The sequence below is a fragment of the Halonotius roseus genome, assembly GCF_006861655.1.
Classification (GTDB): domain Archaea; phylum Halobacteriota; class Halobacteria; order Halobacteriales; family Haloferacaceae; genus Halonotius; species Halonotius roseus.
This window is the reverse complement of sequence record NZ_SESI01000004.1, coordinates 197,793-215,687: the sequence shown is the minus strand read 5'-3', so window position 1 is coordinate 215,687 and position 17,895 is coordinate 197,793. Positions and strand designations below refer to the sequence as shown.

The following is a 17,895-nucleotide window of genomic DNA, read 5'->3' as shown; positions in this document are numbered from 1 at the left end:
CGCTCATATGTCCGGCGTGTCGGAACGCTCACTCCGCGGCCTGCCCGCGGTCGTCCGGTGTCGCCGCAAAGCCGGCGGTCTCGAAGTCGACGCCGGTGATCTCGAAGCGCGCCCCACCGGATTCGCTGTCGGTGACGGTGATCGTCCAGTCGTGGGCCGCGGCGATATCGCGGACGATCGCCAGCCCGTAGCCGGTGCCGTCGGCGTCGTAGCTCACCCGTTCGTCGAAGATCGTCCCCTGTTTGTCGGCCGGAACCCCGACGCCGTCGTCGGCAACGTAGAACCCATCGGGGGTCGTCCCGACCCGAACGGTCACAGCCGCCCCGCCGTGTTCGACACTGTTCCGAAACAGATTCTCAAATAGGCGTGACAGCTGTTGGGCATCCGCGCTGAGCCTTGCGTCGGCCGAAACGACCAGCGACGCGTCGGCTGTCGCTACCATCGCCCATGCCTCGTGGGCGACCGCCTCCAGGGAGAGTGACTCACGATCGGGCTGTTGGCCGCTCCGTGCCATCGCAAGGATGTCTTCGATGAGCGTTTCGGCGCGCTGAAGGGCCGTCTCGATCTCATCGAGTGCGTCCGTCGGATCCTCGACACGATGGGCGATCTTCACGTGGCTTGCCGCGACGGTGATCGGCCCCTGGAGGTCGTGGCTGACGCGGCTGGCAAACGCATCCAGTCGGTCAGTTTTCGCCTGGAGGATCTCGGCGGTGGTGGCCTGCTCGGTGATATCGCTGAAATAGAGGATGCGACCGGTCGTGCCGTACCCCTGTGGCACGGGCAGTTCGCGGTAGTCAAACACCCGCTCGGTTTTAGCCGTCGACAGCTCGACCTGGGTGTCACTGCCGTCGAGCACCGTCCGAAGCGGCGGATTTGCCGCCCGCAGCTCCTCGACGGTCATCCCCAGCGTGAGTGTAAACACATCGGTGGCCGCGTCGTTGGCATCCGAGACGATCCCCTCGGAGTTGATGACGACGACCGGGTCACCTAGCGCGTCGACGACCCGCCGCAGGGAGTTCGGCGAGAGCCGAAACAGATCAAACCGCTTGATCGTTACCCCCACCAGCAGTCCCGCAACCGACCAGCCGATCGGTGTTGGATCGAAATACAGGGGCACAAGCTCGAACACCTTGATGAGCCCGGGAACCATCGCTGCGGTGATCAGAAGCAGGACGCTTCCGGCTTGCAGCCGTCGAAGTCTGGTCGTCGCCCGCAGTGTTTCCCCGATCGCCAACCCGGCTGCCATCACCACGAGAAGTGGGCTAGCGATCACACCGATGACAAACCGAACTGATCCGGGGTCGGCCGGCACCATGATCTCACCTGTCTGATAGGGGTTTTCAACGGTATAGATCAGCTCCGCGGGATTGAACCACGACAACACGAACAGGAGCCCGACGGGCACGAACAACAGCAGATACGGCCTGGGGATCGGCTCACGAAAGGTGAACTCGTAGGCAAACGCAAACGTCGCAATCGACGCCGACGGGACGGCGATGATAAACACGTTTGTGATCGCCAGCCGGAGCGGTGGCGTGTCGACCAGCGCGATCAGTCCAAAGGAGACTGACCACGCCATGCCACACAGCATGGCGAACCGAAACCACCGGACGACGATCCCCTGTGGCTCGGTTCGGAGCCAATAGACGACAAACCCCGGGATAATCCCGCCGGCGAGCATGATGCTGCCGGCGACTGTGGGGGAGAACACACCCATGTATACTGTCGTGACCGAATCTCTCTGTTGTCGGATAAAGATGTTTGTGGCAACCGCACAAATCACATACTCTCCACCCTGAGTGCCAGCGAACCTTCCGTAGGTAGAGAACCATGAACAATACCTTCACATGGAGGTATAGATTTCATAAGGTGTTACTGTATTAATGGAATCGCGGGCTGAGATGATCGGCAACCGGGCACAGTCGAACACGGCTGCACGCGATCCAAACCACCGTATGGGCATCACCACACCATCACACGCCGGTAGAGATCCGCTTTCAACACCGGCACAGCTCCTGTTGATCGACGACGACGAGCAGTGGCTCACACTGGCGCGTGAGCTGTTGGTGGAGACAGCACCGGATTTCGATGTCGTCACGGCGACAAGCCTGTCGACCGGCCGCCAACAGTTTACCGAGACAGCCTTCGACTGTGTCGTCTGTGATTATCGGTTGGGCGATGGGACGGGGCTCGAACTCCTCTCGGAGGTACGAGACTCCCACCCCGAACTCCCCTTTGTGCTCGTGACGAGCCGCGGCGACGAGTCGGTTGCCGCCGATGCGATCAGCCAAGGGGTGACAGATTACATCCCCAAGGAGCTGATCCGCGAGGACTTTGATGACCCCGAGGAGCCGATCCTTGCGGCCCAGCTCCGGAAGGTGGTTCGGTCGTATCGCAGCCGGCGCGCGCTCCAACAGGAGCGGGAGCTCAAAACGACGGCCGTCGATCTGTTGACGACGATGTCGAACCAACAGGAGCTCTACCGCCGGTTCTGCGCGCTGTTGCAGGACAACTACGGCTACAGCGGCGTTTGGATCGGCACGGTCGGTGCGGGCGGCCGGATCATCCCACGGGCGATCAGCGGCTGTGAGACGTACGTCCAGGCGTTGGATTGCTCCGGCGACGGCGGCGACCGGTTCGATCCGGCGATCCGTGCGCTCGACACCGAAGACGTTGCCGTTGCCGCCGTCGACGACGGAACCGAGCCGTGGGCCGACCAGTGGGCAGCGGCAACAACCGGCTTCGACTTCGAGGCCGGGATCGGCGTCCCGATCGGCGACGATCGCGTGCAGTTCGGCGTACTCGGTGCCTACACGGCCGAGACGCCGATCACCGACGAGGGGATCGACCTGCTCCGGGAGTTCGCCCGGCTTATCAGCTACACCATCCGCACCGACGAGTGGACGGAGTCGCTGATCGCCGACGAGCCAGTGATCCTGGAAATCGAGATCGACGCGCCGACCGAACCGCTGCTCGCGTTTGCTAGCCAGCTCCCCGCTGACGCCGACTGTACGATCCACTCGGTCGCCGAGCACAAGGACGGTCAACTGCTGTACTCCGTCGATATCACCGGCACGGTGCCGGATAACTGCCGGGAGTACGTCGCCGACAGCGACTACATCGAGCTGTACGACACCACGGAGACGGCCGACGGCCACGAGTGTCGGCTTCTGGTTACCCCACCGACGCCGGAAAGCATCGCCCGCGAGTACGGCATGCAGTTCGAGACGATCACCATCGACGACGGGCTCCGGACGATCACCGGCTACCTCTCGACGGACAGTGCCGTGCCGAACCTCCTTGCCGACCTCAGATCGACGTTCGAACACACAACCCTCACCAGCGTGACGACAGCTATGACAACACACCGGGAACACACCACGACGACCGCACAGCTACTCGACCCACTCACCACCCGCCAGCGGGAGATCCTCTCGCAGGCGTACTACGACGGCTACTTCGAGGAGCCACGGGAAACCAACGCGACAGAGCTTGCCGACCGCTTCGGCATCGCTCGCGCAACGTTCACCCAGCACCTCCGGAGTGCCCAACGAAAGCTCTTTGCGACCATTTTCAGCCAGGAGGGCCACCAATGAGCCCGACGATCAAACATCTCTCGGCGTTCCAACGCGACATCCTCTATATCGTCTCGGATCTGGAGACCTCCTACGGCCTCGGCATCAAGGAGGCTCTTGAGGAGTATTACGGCGAGGATGTCAACACGGGCCGGGTCTATCAGAACCTCAGCACACTCGTCGAGGAGGGCTACCTCGAAAAATCCGCCATCGACAAGCGAACCAACTCCTACACGCTCACCGAGAAAGCACTGCGGGCGATCGAACACCGCCACCGCTGGCAACGAACCCGAGCCGACGGACAGTTGGCCGGCTGAGCAGGCGATCGTTGCGGAATAGCAGCCGGCGATGCCAACGCGTGGCGTTCGGTCTGTGGCCGCAAGCGGTTAGCTACTGTCCGGTGATCCGTCCTCGTAGCCGGCCGCTGCCGCCCATTTTGTCGCCGACGGGGTCGTCGCGGGCTCGGCGGCTGCTGTCGGTGTCTCATCGAGAACGGTTTTGATGACAGTTACTGCCGCCGAGAGCCCATCGATCTCGTCCGTATCGATTCCGTCCTCATCGTACGCACCGGCGTTGGCGCGGCGAACAAAGGCTTCGAGGTGCTTTTCATCAACGTCCGGCGGCAGGTCAAGTGAACCGCCAGACAGTGTGGGGGTCTGATCGTTCATGTGCATCTGTGGTGGTTCTCAGTGGTGTGTTTGGTGTTGACACTGGTTGTAATAACGATGTGTCCCTGAAGCCTCAAAAAATTTGACAAATATTGCATTCGAATGTAATGTGTTGTTATCTTCACTTTCAGCTGTGCTGATGTCTCTGTCTCCCGGGAACGCGGTGACGATTATGTCGTCTCTCCGGCTTACCAGCACAGCGTGATCGTCGACGACACGCTTGCCACGGTCACTTAGGCTTCCAGCTCATCGAGAATCGGCCGAAACTTCAGTTCGACCTCGTCCCACTCGGCATCCGGATCGCTGTCGCCGACGATGCCGACGCCGGCAAACAGCGTCGCCTGCCGCCGGGTTGCCACCGCCGACCGCAACCCAACGGCGAACGTCCCGTTGCCGGCGGCATCGATCCAGCCGACCGGGGCGGCGTACCAACCGCGATCGAAGGGTTCGGTCTCCCGGATCGTTTCGAGGGCGCGATCCGGCGGCAGCCCGCCGACGGCCGGCGTCGGGTGTAACGCCTCAACCACGTCGAGGACGTGGGTGTCGTCAGCCAGCTCGGCGGTGATCGGCGTATGGAGGTGTTGGACGGTCGCCAGCCGTTTGATCGCCCGCTCACCGACCGAGACCGACGCCGCAAAGGGGGCCAGCTGCTCGCGGATCGTCTCGGCGACCAGCTCGTGTTCGTGGACGTTTTTGTCGTCGGTCAGCAGCTCCTCGGCCAGCCACTCGTCCTCGGCGGGCGTCTCCCCGCGACCGGTCGTCCCCGCCAGCGCGCCGGTTTCGACGGTGCGACCCCGCAACGACACCAGCCGCTCGGGGGTCGCGCCGAAAAACGCCGCCGGGGGGTCGCTGTCGGGCTCGACGAGAAACCGCGTACAGTCGGGATACTTGTCGCTCAGTCGATCGAGGATATCGGCCACCGCGAGATCGTCACCGAGATCAACTTCGAGCGCTTGGGCGAGGACCACCTTCTGCAGTGTCCCGGCGTCGATCCGCTCGACCGCGTTGCGGACGGCCTGCCGCCAGCCGGTCGGGGTCGTCGTCCGCCGGCGATCGGTGATCCCCGGCCGCGGTCCTGCGGCCGCCCCCTCCCCATGCGCCAGCAGTCGCTCGCGCTCCTCATCGAGTTTCGCCTCGACGGCGGCCGGCGTCGCCGACGGCCCGACGGCGTTGACAGTCAGCCACGGGCCGCTGTCGGTTCGTGTGACCTGCACGCGCGGGAAGACAAACCGGGCGTCCGGAAAACCAGCCCACGGTGAGGTGTGGTCGTCGTCGCTGTCGCCAGGGGTGTCGCCGTCATCAGCGTCGGCTCCATCGGCATGGAAGGCAAAGCCGCCGAACAGCCGCGGGCAGGCGGCTTCGGTGCCGGCGTGGACATCGCCGGTCTCGAACAGCCGCTCGGCGGCCGTTCGGATCCCATCGAAGCGATCCGCGCCGTCGGCGGTCAGCGTCGCCGCCGCACCGCCGGCGACCACACACGCCTCATCGGCCGCGTTCCAGACCGTTCGCGGGGGTTCCATCGCGTCCAACAGCGTTCGGAACGACGGCACGGGATCCGCGAGCGGAACCGACCGACTCACCAGCCGCGGGCGGTCGGCGGTGTGCGGCGATTCCATACCCCCACAGATGGTCGCGTCGCCCTTGAGGGTGACTATCTCACCGGCCTCTCGTCGGCCCCAGGCCGAACGGTGATCGCGGCCTGTTTCAGCGGATGACCGGCGGCGGCAGTTTTAAATGGGCACCCCCGCAACCACCGGGTGTTCAAATGCCGAAAGTCGAGATCAACATCCCGGAACACCTTGAGATGCAGATCACCCAACTGATCGATGAAGGGGAGTTTATCAACCGCGAGGAGGCCATCGAAAACCTGCTGTCGACGGGGCTGAAAGCCTACAAGACAAGCGGCCCGATGGATGACGACGCCGATCTTGAGGACGACGGGGTAATGGGCGACGATGGGATGATGGGCCACGACGACGAGTACGTCTTTTAATCCGGCCCCGCCGCGAGGGGCCGTCTCGCCCGCTCACCACCGCTACAGCCACGCGGTTCCCAACAACGCTTAAATCCGAACCGTCCATAGGTCGGGTATGCACAAAGACGAGTTGCTCGAACTACACGAGCAGATGGTGCTGATCATGGAGTATTTCCGCTCCCAGGAGTCGGTCGACCCCTCACTGTTTGATCCCTACGACGAACTCGATGTGGAGCCGGATCACGTCCACAAATCGAAAAGCGAGCACAAACACGCGGTGTTCGTCCTCGGCAACGCCCTTGCGACGGCGATGAGCGAAGACGAGTTCTCCAACGCCGGCCGTGTGGGCAAGCGAATGAAGGAGCTCGCCGACGACGCCGAGGGCAAGATCTGACGTGCGCCGACGGACACAGCCGCCGGCCGACCAGCGGTAGCCAGGCTGATGACGGCCACACCGGTCTCGCTGTCCCTTGTCGGCCTTGGCAACGCGCTCGGTGGCCCGCTGTTTCACCGCCTCCTGATAGTCGCCGCGCTCGTCGTCGCCCTCGCTGGGCTCGCCGCGATGGGTCGACCGCGCGAGTGGTACCGACACCTCACCGACCGCTTGCTGGGTGGGGTGCCGTGGGGAACGCTGATCGTGATGGCGATCCTGCTTGCGGTGTACGGTGGCCTCCAGGATGGGTTTGGCTCCGCCGAGCCGATCGTCCTCCCGTTTCGGGCCTGGAGCTATCTTGATCCGGCCGGGATGCTGGTCGCTGGGCTCGCCCACTCAAACACGAGCCACCTGCTCGGGAATCTGTTGGGCACGCTGCTGTTTGGGTCGCTGGCCGAATATCTGTGGGGCCATCACACGACGCGTCGAACCACAATCCGACCGCTGGCCGCGTGGACACACCCCGTTGTTCGCGCCGTCGTGATTTTTCCGGTGGTAGCGATCCTCGGCTCGATCGTCGGCGCGGCCGTCGCGCTTGGCCCGATCATCGGCTTTTCGATGGTCGTCTTTGCGTTTGCCGGCTTTGCGCTCGTGCAGGCACCGATACTCACCGTCGTGGTGAGCGTGAGCCAAGGCGTCGTCCGCCGCCTGTTTGATGCGTTCCAAACCCCGGAACAGATCGCCACCAGTGGGACGACCTACTCGACGCCGTGGTTTGCCTCGATCGCCATCCAGGGCCATGCGGTGGGCCTGTTAGTTGGTGTTCTGGTGGGGCTCGGCTACCAGCGACTGACGCGACGAGCCCGACCCTCGGCTGGTCGGCTGTGGGTTGGCGTCCTGCTGTTTGCTGTCGAGCGATCGCTGTGGGCGGTTTACTGGTATCGCGGCAACGACAGCTACGTGCTCTACCGGGCGGTCGGCCTCGGGTTGGTCTTCCTGTTGGCCACGCTCGTTATGTACGCGGTCGTCGCCGACGACACCCCACTTCTCGCCGAGTTCGCGGTCGACAACCCCACGACGTTTCTGACCGATCTAACGACGATCTCGAACCGGCAGGTCGGGCTGTTGCTGTTAGTGGTCGCCGGCGCGATCCTCGTCGGGCCGGCGGTTGCGACCAACGCGACAACCGCCGCCGACGGCGAGCTGCCGGGCGAACCGATCGAGGTGCGAGACTACGAGATGACTTACGGCGAGAACGTCACGAACGGTCAACTCAACGTGATCGACATCGAAGGGGCCGGCGAGTCGACCCGGCTCAACACCTCCGGGGTGATCGTCCGCAACACCGACCGCCATATCTGGTCGACGGCGATCAGTACATCCGCGTTGGCAAACGACGGCACGGCGGAGATCCGCCTCGGCGGGCTCACCTGGCAGGAGACGGTCACGGCGCGTCACACCGGCTGGCGGGCTGTCGGCGGCGACACCACCTATCGCGTGACGCTCAGCCACGACAATCGGACGCGACCGCTGTACAACGCCGGCGTCGTCGAGGCCGAGCCGATCGTCGCCGGCCAGCGTGTCAGCCTCAACGCGACCCCGACCGGGTTCAGCGTCGGCGTCGACGACACCTTCGCCGAGATGCCGGCCAACAACGAGTCGACGACGCTCGGCCGGCTCACCCTCCGCCGGCAGGACAGCCGGCTTGTCGCCGTCAACAACCGCACCCAAACGGCAGTGCGAGTCGCAAACAAGGTGAACTGAGCCGATTCACGGCAGCCAGACAGCCCCCGGTCGATTGCTCCACGCAGCTCCACTCAGTTTCCCCACTCAGTTGTCCCACTCGATCCGGTAGACCTCGGTATCGATCTCTCTGCGCTCCTCGTCGTGGTGCTCAAACTGGTTGTCGACCGCAAACGCCGCGCTGAACGCGTGGGTCACCTCGCCGCCGTTGTCGGCGGCGAACGCCTCGATAAACTCCTTGCTGCCGGCGTTGTGCACCGAGTACGACACCGACGCGACCGAGGCAACCGTCGAGAGAAAGCCGCGGTCGGCACCAGCCTGACCGTCCTGGGCTCCAAACGGCGGGTTCATGACGACCGTGACAGGCTCGGGGATCGACAGCGGGAGTTGTGTGGCGTCGGCCTGTAGCCAGTGGATCGGCGTTCGCGTGCCGACCCGCCGGCGGTTCTCGACGGCCGTCGCCAGCGGGCCGCCATCGAGTTCGACGGCGATGACACGGGCCGGCCCGCGGAGAGCCGCCCCAAGCGTGAGCATCCCGGTGCCGGCACCCAGATCGAGCACGGTTCGACCCTCGATGTCGTCGTGGAGATCGGCCAGATGGATGACGTGGGCGGCCAACGCCGGCGGCGTCGGATACTGTTCGAGGGCGGCCTGTGGATCCTCAAAGCCGACGACGACGGCGAGTTGGCCCTCAAGTTCGCGTTTGGTCGCCATCACGACCACCCCGCTGTCGCCGCGCGCCGGTCGGCGTCGCGCTGTCGGCATCGCCGGCCGGGGCGGCTGTTGGTGTACATACCCGACCGTATTCGATACCGCGTGAAAAGTCTACGGCGCGCGGCGAGTTCGTGTTCAAATAAGCCGAGGAAACTGAGACCATCTTGAAAGCCCCCGGCGTCTCGGCTCCCGGGACTCGCTGCGCTCCTCACTGCGCTGCGGTGCTTGCGTCGTCCGGGTTCGCCGAGACACCGGCCCCTTTCAGTCCCACCCGCGTCAGTGGGCCAGGCAGCTGCAGTCGGGCGGGACTGAAAGGGGCGACGCGCTGGCGGAAGGCGGGCGACGCAAGCACTGCAGGGCCGGAGGCCCGAAGCGCGCAGCGAGCCCCCCGACGCCAGCGCGTCGGGGCTTTCAAGATGTTCTCAATCCAATCGCACTAATCTGAACAGTACCGCGGCGACAGGCTCAGTAGGCGGCAACCCACTCCGAGTCGGTGCCGCCGAGGACGGCTTCGCAGTCCGGACAGGTGATCAGACAGATGGTGCGGCCGCGATGGCGTTTCTCGTCGTCGAGAATCTCGGTCAGCCACGCGCCGGACGGTTCCTCGCTGTGGTCACACTCGGGGCAGATCGGCATGCCATCACTGTTGATTGGTGCGATAATAATACTACCTATGGACTCATATTGGACGCATAATGTCTTATTCAGATTACCGATTTCGGTTTAAAATAGCCAATCGTTCAAAAATTACGCGTTATCTGTGACGCCGGCACAGCGCGGCTACTGTGGTGTCGTGGTCGGGGTGCTGAGGTTGTCGCGGTCGTGCGGGGCGTCGAAGTCGAGATCGGGGCCACGGGCGATGATGCCGTGTGGCGTCACGTCGGGGTGGGTTGTGTAGTAGTGTTCCGTGATGTGGTCGATATCGACCGTGTCGGCAACGCCGGGCTGTTGGTACACATCCCGGAGATACGGCCAGAGGTTGTCGTACTGGTGGATGTACTGGACGTTGCACATGAAGTGCGTATGGTAGACGTGATCGAAGCGGATCAGCGTCGTAAACATGCAGATATCCGCTTCGGTAAGCTGGTCGCCAGCGAGGAACCGCTGGTCGGCCAACAGCTCATCGTAGTGATCGAGGGCGTCGAACAGCTCGTCGATGGCCTCGTCGTAGGGGCCCTGTTTGGTCGCAAAGCCGGCCTTGTAGACGCCGTTGTTGATCGGCTCGTAGATGTCGGTGATGAGCTCGTCGATCTCCTCGCGGTGCGATTCGGGCGCAAGGTCGATATCCCGCTCGGCGACCTCGCGGAAGCCGGTCGTCAACATGCGAATGATCTCGCGGGACTCGTTGTTGACGATGGTCTCCTCTTTCGTGTCCCACAACACTGGCACCGTCACCCGACAGGTCGCATCCGGGTCAGCTTCGACGTACAGTTCCCGGAGATAGTCGCTGCCGTAGAGTTTGTCCTCTGTGCAGCCCTCCTTTTCGGGACTGAACTGCCAGCCGTCGTCGCCACGGTAGGGGTCGACGACCGACACGTCGATCGCGTCTTCCAGCCCCATCAGCGCGCGAACGAGCAGCGTCCGGTGGGCCCACGGGCAGGCATACGAGACGTAGAGGTGGTAGCGACCGGCCTCGGCTTCGAACCGCTCGTCGGGCTCGGCGTCAACGTGGTCGGGTACGTCGCTGCCGGCGATCCAGTCGCGGAACGGGGTCGTCTGTCGCTCGAAAGCTCCCTCCTCGTTGGTCGCCTGGAAGGTATCAGTTCGCCACTCGCCGTCGACAAGCATGTTCATGAGTGGTTGGATAACGGGGCCGACGGGCAAAAGCGTTCGCTGGAGTTACATGCATGTTACCGGTCTCAACGCGACGCTCTCAGGGTTCGTCGGCAACGACACCCGACCGCAACCGACTTGTACCACAAGCAAATATTACGAGGTGGTATGTCCGAATCAGAGTTCAGCGGTTTCAGCAGCGCAGGCGAGGCGGAAGTGACCCGCGCGATCACCGAAGAGTTCAGCGACGAGTTCATGGATTTCACCGAAAGCGACGTGATCATCGTCGGCGGTGGCCCCTCCGGCCTGATGGCCGCGAAGGAACTCGCTGAACAAGATGTCAAGGTGATGGTCGTCGAGAAGAACAACTATCTCGGCGGCGGCTTCTGGCTCGGCGGCTTTCTGATGAATACGCTGACCGTCCGCGAGCCGGCCGACGAGGTACTTGACGAACTCGACGTGCCCCACCAAGAGAGCGAAGAAGTCGACGGCCTCCACACCGCGAAAGGCCCCCACGCCTGTTCCTCGCTGATCAAGGCCGCCTGTGACGCGGGCGCAAAGATCCAGAATATGACCGAGTTCACGGATATCGTTGTCCGCGAGAACCACCGCGTCGCCGGCATCGTGATGAACTGGACGCCGGTTCACGCCCTTCCCCGCGAACTCACCTGCGTCGACCCGATCGCCGTCGAGAGCGATCTCGTCATCGACGCGACGGGCCACGAGGCCGTCGTCGTCTCCAAACTGGAAGAGCGCGGCGTCCTCGACGCGCCGGGTATCGAACACGCCAAGGAGAACAACACCGGGATGGATCAATCGGAGGACGGCGAGTACGGCGCGCCCGGCCACGACTCACCCGGCCACGACTCGATGTGGGTTACCGAAAGCGAGGATGTCGTTGTCGAAGAGACAGGCAAAGTCCACGACGGCGTGATCGCCACCGGATTGGCGACGGCGACGACCCACGGCCTCCCGCGAATGGGGCCGACGTTCGGCGCGATGTTGCTGTCCGGCAAACGCGCCGCCTCGGTCGCGCTTGACGAACTCGGAAAAGACGGTGCCGCCGTCGACTTCTCGGCGTCGCCGACGCCCGCCGACGACTAACGACGACGCTCGCAGTTAACGACTCTCGCAGTTGCCAACGCTCACCGCAAAAAGTCCCACTGACGTACGCCCTCCTTTGCAGTTCTCTACGTTGACAGCCGACTACACTACGTCGCGGACGACGCCAGCGACCGTTGGCGCGTCCGGCCCGAGCACGTAGGAGATCGCTTCGATCCCGAAGCCGCCGGTCTGGTAGAGAACGAATGTTTCGGTCAGGTCGGCGTCGACGACGGCGTCGCCGATGGTGGCCGCCAGCTCCTCGCTGGCCTCAGAGTCGAACTCGACGGTGCTGTAGCCGGCCGCTTCGAAATCGGCGATCAGATCCTCGTCGTAGGCGATGTTGAGCCCGGCTCGCACGTCGACACCGTGGTCGCGGGTCGCCAAGAGCACCGAGGCGGCGTGTTCGCTGACGCCGAACTCGGGTTCGGCGGGGACGGTGGCGCGGCCCTTGATATCGAAGATGCGACCCGGCACGCCGGCCACATCGTCGACGGTTTCGGCCTCCGGCATGCACTCAACGAGATTCGAGCCGACGTTTGGAATGAGGGTGGCAAACCCGCTCATGCTCGTCAGGGTTCGCAGCCCGCGGCGGACAGAGGAGCGCACCTGCTCGGTCTGTCGGATGCGGCTATCGGGGTCATGAACCGAGAAGTCGATATCAGCCTCGGCGAGTTCCGGCATGGCGTCCTCGTGGAGGTCGGCCAGCAGGTCACCGTCTTCGAGTCGGCGGATCATAACCTCGATATCGACGAGTGCCTGCACGCGGCTCATGTCACCGCTGGCCAGCCCATCGGCGACGCGCTCGACGAGTTCGACGACGCGGTCGTCGGCCGCGATGGTCTCGTTGTGGGCGACCTCGCTGTGGGCGTACTTCGAGACGGCCGACTGGCTGATGCCGAGGGCGTCGGCGACCTCGCGTTGGGTGAGCCCGCGGTCGCGGAGGGCTTCCGCAAGCAGCGACCGGATCGTCGGCAGGAACTCCTCGACGACCAGTTCCTCGATGAATTTCATACTCGGTGTTGCATGGGGGAACGGATATCAGTGTCGTGGTTTGTCGTCCGTCCGGCGTTCAGAGCTCGAATTCGGGGTCGTCCTGGATCTTCGAGGCTTTTGGGCCGTCCTGATCCTGATATTTCGAGCCGCGCTCAGCCCCATATGGGCGCGTTGATTCGGATTTGAGCTCGGTGAAGACGAGCTGGGAGACTCTCATTCCCGGCGAGAGCGCGACCGGCGCGGCCCCGAGATTCGAGAGTTCGAGCGTGATCTGCCCCCGGTACCCCGGGTCCACGAAGCCCGCAGTTGCATGGACCACAACCGCAAGACGGCCCAGCGATGAGCGGCCTTCAACGGTGGCAACGAGATCGGATGGGATCTCGACACGTTCCTTTGTCGTCCCGAGGACGAAATCACCAGGGTGCAGAATGAACTCCTCGCCCTCTTCGACGTAGGTTTCGCGGACGTACTCGTCGACCTCGTCGGCGCGGTCGGGATGGATACAGGGGATGTTGGTGCGCTGGAATTCAAGGAATTCGGAGCCGAGACGCATATCGATGCTCGCCGGCTGGACTTGGGTGTCGAGATCGTCGATCGGGTCGACGACGAGGTCACCCGCCTCCAAGCGTTCGAGCAGATCGGTATCCGAGAGGATCATGCCTCTCAGAGTGCGGGCAGCCGGCTAAAAACCAACGTAATCCGCCGGCGATTATCGCTTGCACCGCCGATCCACAGCCTCTTGGCGACGCCATCGCAACACAGGGTATGAAACAGGTCATCGCCGCCCGCACCGATCTCGGGATGGGCCAGGGCAAACTCGCCGCCCAGGTCGCCCACGCGTCGCTGTCGGCTTACGAGGACACCGACCCAAAAACACGCAAAGCATGGAAAGGTGGCGGCCAAAAGAAGGTCGTCGTCAAGGTCGACGGCGAGTCAGCCCTCTTCGAGCTGGCTGAGGCAGCACGGGTCAAGGGCCTCCCGAACGCGGTCATCCGGGATGCGGGCCACACGCAACTCGATTCGGGGACGGCGACGACGGTCGCGGTCGGCCCTGGCGACGAGGAGCAGGTCGACGGCGTTACCGGTCACCTTTCGCTATACTGACAACGATGCTGACCGAAAGCCACAGGATTTGAGTTCCAAGCCGCTGACGGTTCATCTATGCTCGATGAGGGTGCGGTACTCGATACCTTCCCCGACAGTCCGGTGCCAACCACCGCGTTGGCCGATCTGGAGCGTCATGAGGCGATCCTAACGGCGATCCCCATCACGGCCGAATCCCACGGCGGCCGAGAGGTCTCCGAACGCGTGTTGGTGCAGACAGAAGCCGCCGCCATCGTCGCCGTCTACGACGACAAAGGGTGGACGGTCGACCACCGGGTCACCGCGGCCAGCCGCGATAGCGGCGAGGTGTTCCAGGAGGCGATGATCCGCGCCCAAGGCGACAGCAGCCTCGTTGAGCCGCCGGACAACACCGAACCGTAACGCAGCGGAACATCGTGCTTTTTTATTATAGTCGTGTTGAACACGCGTGACAGACCATGGCAGCTCCGATCTCTGTGCTCCACGTCGAGGATGACAGCCAGTTTGCGGAGCTGACACGACGGGGTCTCGAACGCGAAAGTGCTGGGATCTCAATCGAAACTGTCGCCAACGCTGACGCCGCCTTCGACCGGATTGCGGCCGATCGGCCGGACTGTGTTGTTTCCGACTACCAGATGCCCGGGGCCAACGGGATCGAGTTTCTCAGGGAGCTCCGGGCCGACTACCCCGAGCTCCCGTTTATTCTGTACACCAGCAAGGGCAGCGAGGCTGTCGCCAGCGATGCCATCTCCGCCGGCGTCACCGACTATATCCAGAAGGATGCCACCACCGGACAGTACGAGCTGCTTGCCCGGCGGATCGAACAGGCCGTCGCCCGGCGGCGCGCTGAACGCGACTACAGAGAAATATTCGAGAAGGTGCCCGCCGGGATCGTCGTTCACGACCCCGAAACCGGTGAGATCGTCGACGCCAACCGCCGGTTTTGCGAGCTGCTGGGCCACGACCACGAGGACGTGATCGGGATGACCGTTGGCGACTTCTCCGCGGATGAACCCTCCTACGAGGCGGCCAAAGGCCACAGCAAGATCCAGCAGGCCGCCGCCGGCGAGCCCCAACGGTTCACGTGGCGCGATCAGACCAGCGACGGCGAGACGTTCCCGGTCGAGGTCGCGCTTGAACGCACGACGATCGGCGGGCAGGAACGCGTGCTCGCGTTCGTTCGTGATCTCAGCGACGATCCGGGTGCGGTCGACGCCCCTGACTGATCGGCTGGCTTTTTGTCCTCGCCGCCCCACCTCCCGGTATGGTTTCGGCTCTCTTCGATCCCGACCGCTGGGAGGCGGTCGGCCGCTTCGACTTCGATGATATCACCTACCACCGCGGGACAGATGTGCCAGCCGTCAGAATCGCCTTCGACCGCCCCGAGGTTCGCAACGCCTTCCGGCCGGGGACGGTCGACGAACTTTACACCGCCCTCGATCACGCCCGCAAGCAGGCGAACATCGGCTGTGTCCTGCTGACTGGCAACGGGCCCGCCGAGGACGGCGGCTGGGCCTTTTGCTCCGGTGGCGACCAGTCGGTTCGGGGTGGCTCGGGCTACGAGTACCGCGACGATGACGAAGCCGGTGCGGACGACGATCCCGCAGTCCAGCAGGCCAAAGCCGGCCGACTCCATATCCTCGAAGTCCAGCGACTCATCCGCACCATGCCAAAGCCGGTCGTCGCCGTCGTGCCGGGATGGGCCGTCGGTGGCGGCCACTCGCTGCACGTGATCTGTGATCTCACGCTCGCCAGCGACGACCACGCCAAGTTCCTCCAGACCGACCCCGACGTGGCCTCCTTCGACGGCGGGTTCGGCTCTGCGTATCTCGCCAAACAGATCGGCCAAAAGAAGGCCCGAGAGGTGTTCTTCCGCGGGAAAACCTACTCGGCCGAGGAGGCCGCCGACATGGGGATGGTCAACGAGGCGATCCCGCACGATGAGCTTGAGGACGTAGCCCTGGAGTGGGCCGACGAGATGACCGACAAGAGCCCGACGGCGATGCGCATGCTCAAGTTTGCGTTCAACGCGACCGACGACGGCATGATGGGCCAGCAGGTCTTCGCGGGCGAGGCGACGCGGCTGGCCTACATGACCGACGAGGCGAAGGAAGGGAGAGACGCGTTCTTGGAGGGTCGGGAGCCGGATTTCGATGATTTCCCGTGGCATTACTGAATTGGTGTACGACTGTAACTCGAAGTACCGCAAAATCAGCGGAACGAGTGCCGAACCGACCTCGGTTCGGAGTATACCCCTCGATTACGACCCGAATTCATCGAGCGGGACCCGGTCGAGTTCGATAGCATCGTAATCCTGCTCGGTCGTCAGTACCGACTCGTTGGTGACGATTGCAACCCCGGCGTGAATCGCGTCGAACGGGGTGAACCCCTGCTCGGCAGCGAGCACCGCAGCAGTGAGCACCGCTTCCTCGTGTTCGGGCGGTTGGACGGGAACTAGCTCGACGAGGTCGGCGACGACACGCCCGATGTCGACGGTGTAGTCGGCAGCCTCCTCATCGTATGCGAGCATGAAAAATTCGGTGTAGGCAGTGATCGACGTGTGGATATCCTCGTACTCATCCAGCGCGTCGAGTACGCTGTCCTGCAGCCAGTCGTCCTGTTTCGCCAATCCCATCAGAAAATCGGTTTCGACGTACATCCCGCTATTCTGACGCCCGTTGTTCGCGGTCGTCGATCTCGGCTGCTATTTCGGCCTTCGCAGTCGCAATCGATTTGCCCTCGATATCGTCGGGATCGATGTCCGCGAACGCATCGCCGACGGCGTCGTGAATCCCTTCGATTGGATCGTCGTCAACCGGTAGCAACACGACGTGCGTCGGGAGTTCGACGATCCGGTAGCGATCACCGTACCGATCCCTCACATCTTTCGGCAGATAGATCCGGCCTCGTTCGTCGGCTGTCGTTCCCATAAATAGCAATACGACCGTGTGTTACGTAATATTTTCCCGTATGGTTGGTGTCGAGGATGGGGATAGGAAACCCACAGTGGAACATCAGCGAAATACCGATGACGACCGTGTAGCGACGACAGGAGTAAGGAAGATCGCTACTGGCCGACAGCAGTGGGGTCGTCAGCAAACGTTGTCACTAACTCCGCCACATGCGCCGGTTCCGACAGCAGGCCAAGATGACCAATCCCCTCGATTTCGACGAGGCGACTCTGCTCGTGGGCCTCGTTGACAGCGCGGGCTCCCGCCGCGAGGTGGTCGGGGCCATATTCCCCAGTCAGTAGTAGCGTGGGCGTCTCAAAGTCAAGTGTAGGGAGCTCGAAGGCTTCAACAGCCTCCAGTTCTCGGATCACCGTGTCGACCCAGCCCATGTTGATATGCTCGGGCCACCACGGCATCGCCGTCACGTCTGGGATCCCGCTGCCGGCCTCGAAGAACAGCCGCATCGCCTCGGTGTCGCTGCCCTCGTCGGCCAGCGATCGCACCCCCGCGCTCAGCGGTGGGTCGGCCGATTCGCCGACCGTGACCGCCGGCTCATAGAGAACGAGCCGGCTGATAGTAAGCGATGGCGCGGCCGCCAGCGCGACCAGCCCGCCAAAGGAGTGGGCCAGGATCACCGGCTCGCCGTCGACAGCGTCGACGATGGCCTGTAGATCTTCGACCTCTCGATCAAGGCTGTGATCGTCGCCGTCGCCGCTGGCTCCGCGGCCGCGTCGATCCGGGACGATGACCGTGTAGTCGGCGGCAAGCTGGGAGACGATCGGCTGGAGGCTCTCACCGGTGGAGGCACTCCCGTGGAGGGCGATCAGCGGTGGGCCCTCGCCGTGGCGGTTGAATCCGATCTCGGTGCCGTCTGCTGCGGTGACCGTTTCCATACAGTCGACTGTCCCCTCCAGCGACAAGGATCGATCGATTGTGGTCGTGA

21 protein-coding genes are annotated in these 17,895 nt (G+C 63.5%); 10 read left to right on the top strand and 11 right to left on the bottom strand.

Features of this window, described 5'->3' with window-relative positions:
- Window positions 1–28: 28 nt before the first annotated feature.
- The gene (locus EWF95_RS13110) at window positions 29–1,711 is read right to left on the bottom strand and encodes a sensor histidine kinase (RefSeq protein ID WP_185911791.1); all 1,683 of its coding nucleotides are present in this window, start codon (window positions 1,709–1,711) and stop codon (window positions 29–31) included.
- A 172-nt stretch (window positions 1,712–1,883) separates the two neighbouring features.
- On the opposite strand from EWF95_RS13110, the gene EWF95_RS13105 reads away from it, so the two are divergent.
- Window positions 1,884–3,596, top strand: a complete 1,713-nt coding sequence (locus EWF95_RS13105; RefSeq protein WP_142444536.1) for a helix-turn-helix domain-containing protein — start codon at window positions 1,884–1,886, stop codon at window positions 3,594–3,596.
- On the top strand, window positions 3,593–3,892 hold the full coding sequence (locus EWF95_RS13100; protein ID WP_321167606.1) for a PadR family transcriptional regulator: 300 nt from the start codon (window positions 3,593–3,595) through the stop codon (window positions 3,890–3,892). The genes EWF95_RS13105 and EWF95_RS13100 overlap by 4 nt, the downstream gene beginning before the upstream one ends.
- A gap of 69 nt (window positions 3,893–3,961) precedes the next feature.
- Here EWF95_RS13100 and EWF95_RS13095 read toward each other — a convergent pair whose 3' ends face one another.
- Both EWF95_RS13095 and EWF95_RS13090 read right to left on the bottom strand, forming a co-directional pair.
- Window positions 3,962–4,243 carry a hypothetical protein gene (locus tag EWF95_RS13095; RefSeq protein ID WP_142444535.1) on the bottom strand — a complete coding sequence of 94 codons (282 nt, stop codon included), beginning with the start codon at window positions 4,241–4,243 and terminating at the stop codon, window positions 3,962–3,964.
- Between the two features lie 233 nt (window positions 4,244–4,476).
- The gene (locus tag EWF95_RS13090; protein WP_142444534.1) at window positions 4,477–5,859 is read right to left on the bottom strand and encodes an isochorismate synthase; all 1,383 of its coding nucleotides are present in this window, start codon (window positions 5,857–5,859) and stop codon (window positions 4,477–4,479) included.
- A 149-nt stretch (window positions 5,860–6,008) separates the two neighbouring features.
- Here EWF95_RS13090 and EWF95_RS13085 point away from each other — a divergent pair, with 149 nt between their 5' ends.
- The 3 genes from EWF95_RS13085 to EWF95_RS13075 all read left to right on the top strand — a co-directional run bounded on the left by EWF95_RS13085 (window position 6,009) and on the right by EWF95_RS13075 (window position 8,355).
- Window positions 6,009–6,236 (top strand): DUF7120 family protein, encoded by a 228-nt coding sequence (locus EWF95_RS13085; protein WP_142444533.1) that lies wholly within the window; start codon window positions 6,009–6,011, stop codon window positions 6,234–6,236.
- A 97-nt stretch (window positions 6,237–6,333) separates the two neighbouring features.
- Window positions 6,334–6,612, top strand: coding sequence for a UPF0058 family protein (locus EWF95_RS13080; protein ID WP_142444532.1), 279 nt, complete (start codon window positions 6,334–6,336; stop codon window positions 6,610–6,612).
- A 48-nt stretch (window positions 6,613–6,660) separates the two neighbouring features.
- The gene (locus EWF95_RS13075; RefSeq protein WP_142444531.1) at window positions 6,661–8,355 is read left to right on the top strand and encodes a rhomboid family intramembrane serine protease; all 1,695 of its coding nucleotides are present in this window, start codon (window positions 6,661–6,663) and stop codon (window positions 8,353–8,355) included.
- Window positions 8,356–8,421: 66 nt separating this feature from the next.
- On the opposite strand, the gene EWF95_RS13070 is transcribed toward EWF95_RS13075, so the two are convergent.
- The 3 genes from EWF95_RS13070 to EWF95_RS13065 all read right to left on the bottom strand — a co-directional run bounded on the left by EWF95_RS13070 (window position 8,422) and on the right by EWF95_RS13065 (window position 10,842).
- Window positions 8,422–9,048: an METTL5 family protein gene (locus tag EWF95_RS13070; protein ID WP_142444585.1), complete on the bottom strand. Its 627-nt coding sequence runs from the start codon at window positions 9,046–9,048 to the stop codon at window positions 8,422–8,424.
- Window positions 9,049–9,513: 465 nt separating this feature from the next.
- Window positions 9,514–9,684, bottom strand: a complete 171-nt coding sequence (locus EWF95_RS13660) for a hypothetical protein (protein ID WP_185911790.1) — start codon at window positions 9,682–9,684, stop codon at window positions 9,514–9,516.
- A gap of 144 nt (window positions 9,685–9,828) precedes the next feature.
- Window positions 9,829–10,842, bottom strand: coding sequence for a glutathione S-transferase family protein (locus tag EWF95_RS13065; RefSeq protein ID WP_142444530.1), 1,014 nt, complete (start codon window positions 10,840–10,842; stop codon window positions 9,829–9,831).
- 147 nt (window positions 10,843–10,989) lie between these two features.
- On the opposite strand from EWF95_RS13065, the gene EWF95_RS13060 reads away from it, so the two are divergent.
- Window positions 10,990–11,925 (top strand): sulfide-dependent adenosine diphosphate thiazole synthase, encoded by a 936-nt coding sequence (locus tag EWF95_RS13060; protein WP_142444529.1) that lies wholly within the window; start codon window positions 10,990–10,992, stop codon window positions 11,923–11,925.
- 102 nt (window positions 11,926–12,027) lie between these two features.
- Here the strand turns inward: EWF95_RS13060 and EWF95_RS13055 are convergent, their stop codons facing one another.
- Both EWF95_RS13055 and dcd read right to left on the bottom strand, forming a co-directional pair.
- Entirely contained in the window at window positions 12,028–12,936 is a 909-nt protein-coding gene (locus EWF95_RS13055) for a thiamine-phosphate synthase family protein (protein WP_142444528.1), read from the bottom strand.
- A 58-nt stretch (window positions 12,937–12,994) separates the two neighbouring features.
- Window positions 12,995–13,576, bottom strand: coding sequence for a dCTP deaminase (gene dcd / locus EWF95_RS13050; RefSeq protein WP_142444527.1), 582 nt, complete (start codon window positions 13,574–13,576; stop codon window positions 12,995–12,997).
- Window positions 13,577–13,683: 107 nt separating this feature from the next.
- On the opposite strand from dcd, the gene pth2 reads away from it, so the two are divergent.
- From pth2 to EWF95_RS13030, 4 genes are read left to right on the top strand one after another with little or no spacing between them, the layout of a single operon-like run.
- Window positions 13,684–14,022, top strand: a complete 339-nt coding sequence (pth2, locus tag EWF95_RS13045; protein ID WP_142444526.1) for a peptidyl-tRNA hydrolase Pth2 — start codon at window positions 13,684–13,686, stop codon at window positions 14,020–14,022.
- 57 nt (window positions 14,023–14,079) lie between these two features.
- Complete coding sequence (locus EWF95_RS13040) at window positions 14,080–14,403, top strand: hypothetical protein (RefSeq protein ID WP_142444525.1); 324 nt, start codon at window positions 14,080–14,082, stop codon at window positions 14,401–14,403.
- Window positions 14,404–14,459: 56 nt separating this feature from the next.
- Window positions 14,460–15,227, top strand: a complete 768-nt coding sequence (locus EWF95_RS13035; protein ID WP_142444524.1) for a response regulator — start codon at window positions 14,460–14,462, stop codon at window positions 15,225–15,227.
- A 38-nt stretch (window positions 15,228–15,265) separates the two neighbouring features.
- Window positions 15,266–16,177 (top strand): 1,4-dihydroxy-2-naphthoyl-CoA synthase, encoded by a 912-nt coding sequence (locus EWF95_RS13030; protein WP_142444523.1) that lies wholly within the window; start codon window positions 15,266–15,268, stop codon window positions 16,175–16,177.
- 84 nt (window positions 16,178–16,261) lie between these two features.
- On the opposite strand, the gene EWF95_RS13025 is transcribed toward EWF95_RS13030, so the two are convergent.
- The 3 genes from EWF95_RS13025 to EWF95_RS13015 all read right to left on the bottom strand — a co-directional run bounded on the left by EWF95_RS13025 (window position 16,262) and on the right by EWF95_RS13015 (window position 17,845).
- The gene (locus EWF95_RS13025; protein WP_142444522.1) at window positions 16,262–16,660 is read right to left on the bottom strand and encodes a PIN domain-containing protein; all 399 of its coding nucleotides are present in this window, start codon (window positions 16,658–16,660) and stop codon (window positions 16,262–16,264) included.
- A 4-nt stretch (window positions 16,661–16,664) separates the two neighbouring features.
- A complete protein-coding gene (locus EWF95_RS13020) occupies window positions 16,665–16,931 on the bottom strand; it encodes an AbrB/MazE/SpoVT family DNA-binding domain-containing protein (protein ID WP_142444521.1) in 267 nt (88 codons plus the stop codon).
- Window positions 16,932–17,068: 137 nt separating this feature from the next.
- Window positions 17,069–17,845, bottom strand: a complete 777-nt coding sequence (locus EWF95_RS13015) for an alpha/beta fold hydrolase (RefSeq protein ID WP_142444520.1) — start codon at window positions 17,843–17,845, stop codon at window positions 17,069–17,071.
- Between the last annotated feature and the right edge of the window lie 50 nt (window positions 17,846–17,895).

Excerpts from the sequence above, each read along its gene's own strand:
- EWF95_RS13105 (WP_142444536.1), top strand. The coding sequence starts at position 1,884 with ATGGAATCGCGGGCTGAGATGATCGGCAACCGGGCACAGTCGAACACG.
- EWF95_RS13100 (WP_321167606.1), top strand. The coding sequence starts at position 3,593 with ATGAGCCCGACGATCAAACATCTCTCGGCGTTCCAACGCGACATCCTC.
- EWF95_RS13095 (WP_142444535.1), bottom strand. The coding sequence starts at position 4,243 with ATGAACGATCAGACCCCCACACTGTCTGGCGGTTCACTTGACCTGCCG.
- EWF95_RS13090 (WP_142444534.1), bottom strand. The coding sequence starts at position 5,859 with ATGGAATCGCCGCACACCGCCGACCGCCCGCGGCTGGTGAGTCGGTCG.
- EWF95_RS13085 (WP_142444533.1), top strand. The coding sequence starts at position 6,009 with ATGCCGAAAGTCGAGATCAACATCCCGGAACACCTTGAGATGCAGATC.
- EWF95_RS13080 (WP_142444532.1), top strand. The coding sequence starts at position 6,334 with ATGCACAAAGACGAGTTGCTCGAACTACACGAGCAGATGGTGCTGATC.
- EWF95_RS13075 (WP_142444531.1), top strand. The coding sequence starts at position 6,661 with ATGACGGCCACACCGGTCTCGCTGTCCCTTGTCGGCCTTGGCAACGCG.
- EWF95_RS13070 (WP_142444585.1), bottom strand. The coding sequence starts at position 9,048 with ATGGCGACCAAACGCGAACTTGAGGGCCAACTCGCCGTCGTCGTCGGC.
- EWF95_RS13660 (WP_185911790.1), bottom strand. The coding sequence starts at position 9,684 with ATGCCGATCTGCCCCGAGTGTGACCACAGCGAGGAACCGTCCGGCGCG.
- EWF95_RS13065 (WP_142444530.1), bottom strand. The coding sequence starts at position 10,842 with ATGAACATGCTTGTCGACGGCGAGTGGCGAACTGATACCTTCCAGGCG.
- EWF95_RS13060 (WP_142444529.1), top strand. The coding sequence starts at position 10,990 with ATGTCCGAATCAGAGTTCAGCGGTTTCAGCAGCGCAGGCGAGGCGGAA.
- EWF95_RS13055 (WP_142444528.1), bottom strand. The coding sequence starts at position 12,936 with ATGAAATTCATCGAGGAACTGGTCGTCGAGGAGTTCCTGCCGACGATC.
- dcd (WP_142444527.1), bottom strand. The coding sequence starts at position 13,576 with ATGATCCTCTCGGATACCGATCTGCTCGAACGCTTGGAGGCGGGTGAC.
- pth2 (WP_142444526.1), top strand. The coding sequence starts at position 13,684 with ATGAAACAGGTCATCGCCGCCCGCACCGATCTCGGGATGGGCCAGGGC.
- EWF95_RS13040 (WP_142444525.1), top strand. The coding sequence starts at position 14,080 with ATGCTCGATGAGGGTGCGGTACTCGATACCTTCCCCGACAGTCCGGTG.
- EWF95_RS13035 (WP_142444524.1), top strand. The coding sequence starts at position 14,460 with ATGGCAGCTCCGATCTCTGTGCTCCACGTCGAGGATGACAGCCAGTTT.
- EWF95_RS13030 (WP_142444523.1), top strand. The coding sequence starts at position 15,266 with ATGGTTTCGGCTCTCTTCGATCCCGACCGCTGGGAGGCGGTCGGCCGC.
- EWF95_RS13025 (WP_142444522.1), bottom strand. The coding sequence starts at position 16,660 with ATGTACGTCGAAACCGATTTTCTGATGGGATTGGCGAAACAGGACGAC.
- EWF95_RS13020 (WP_142444521.1), bottom strand. The coding sequence starts at position 16,931 with ATGGGAACGACAGCCGACGAACGAGGCCGGATCTATCTGCCGAAAGAT.
- EWF95_RS13015 (WP_142444520.1), bottom strand. The coding sequence starts at position 17,845 with ATGGAAACGGTCACCGCAGCAGACGGCACCGAGATCGGATTCAACCGC.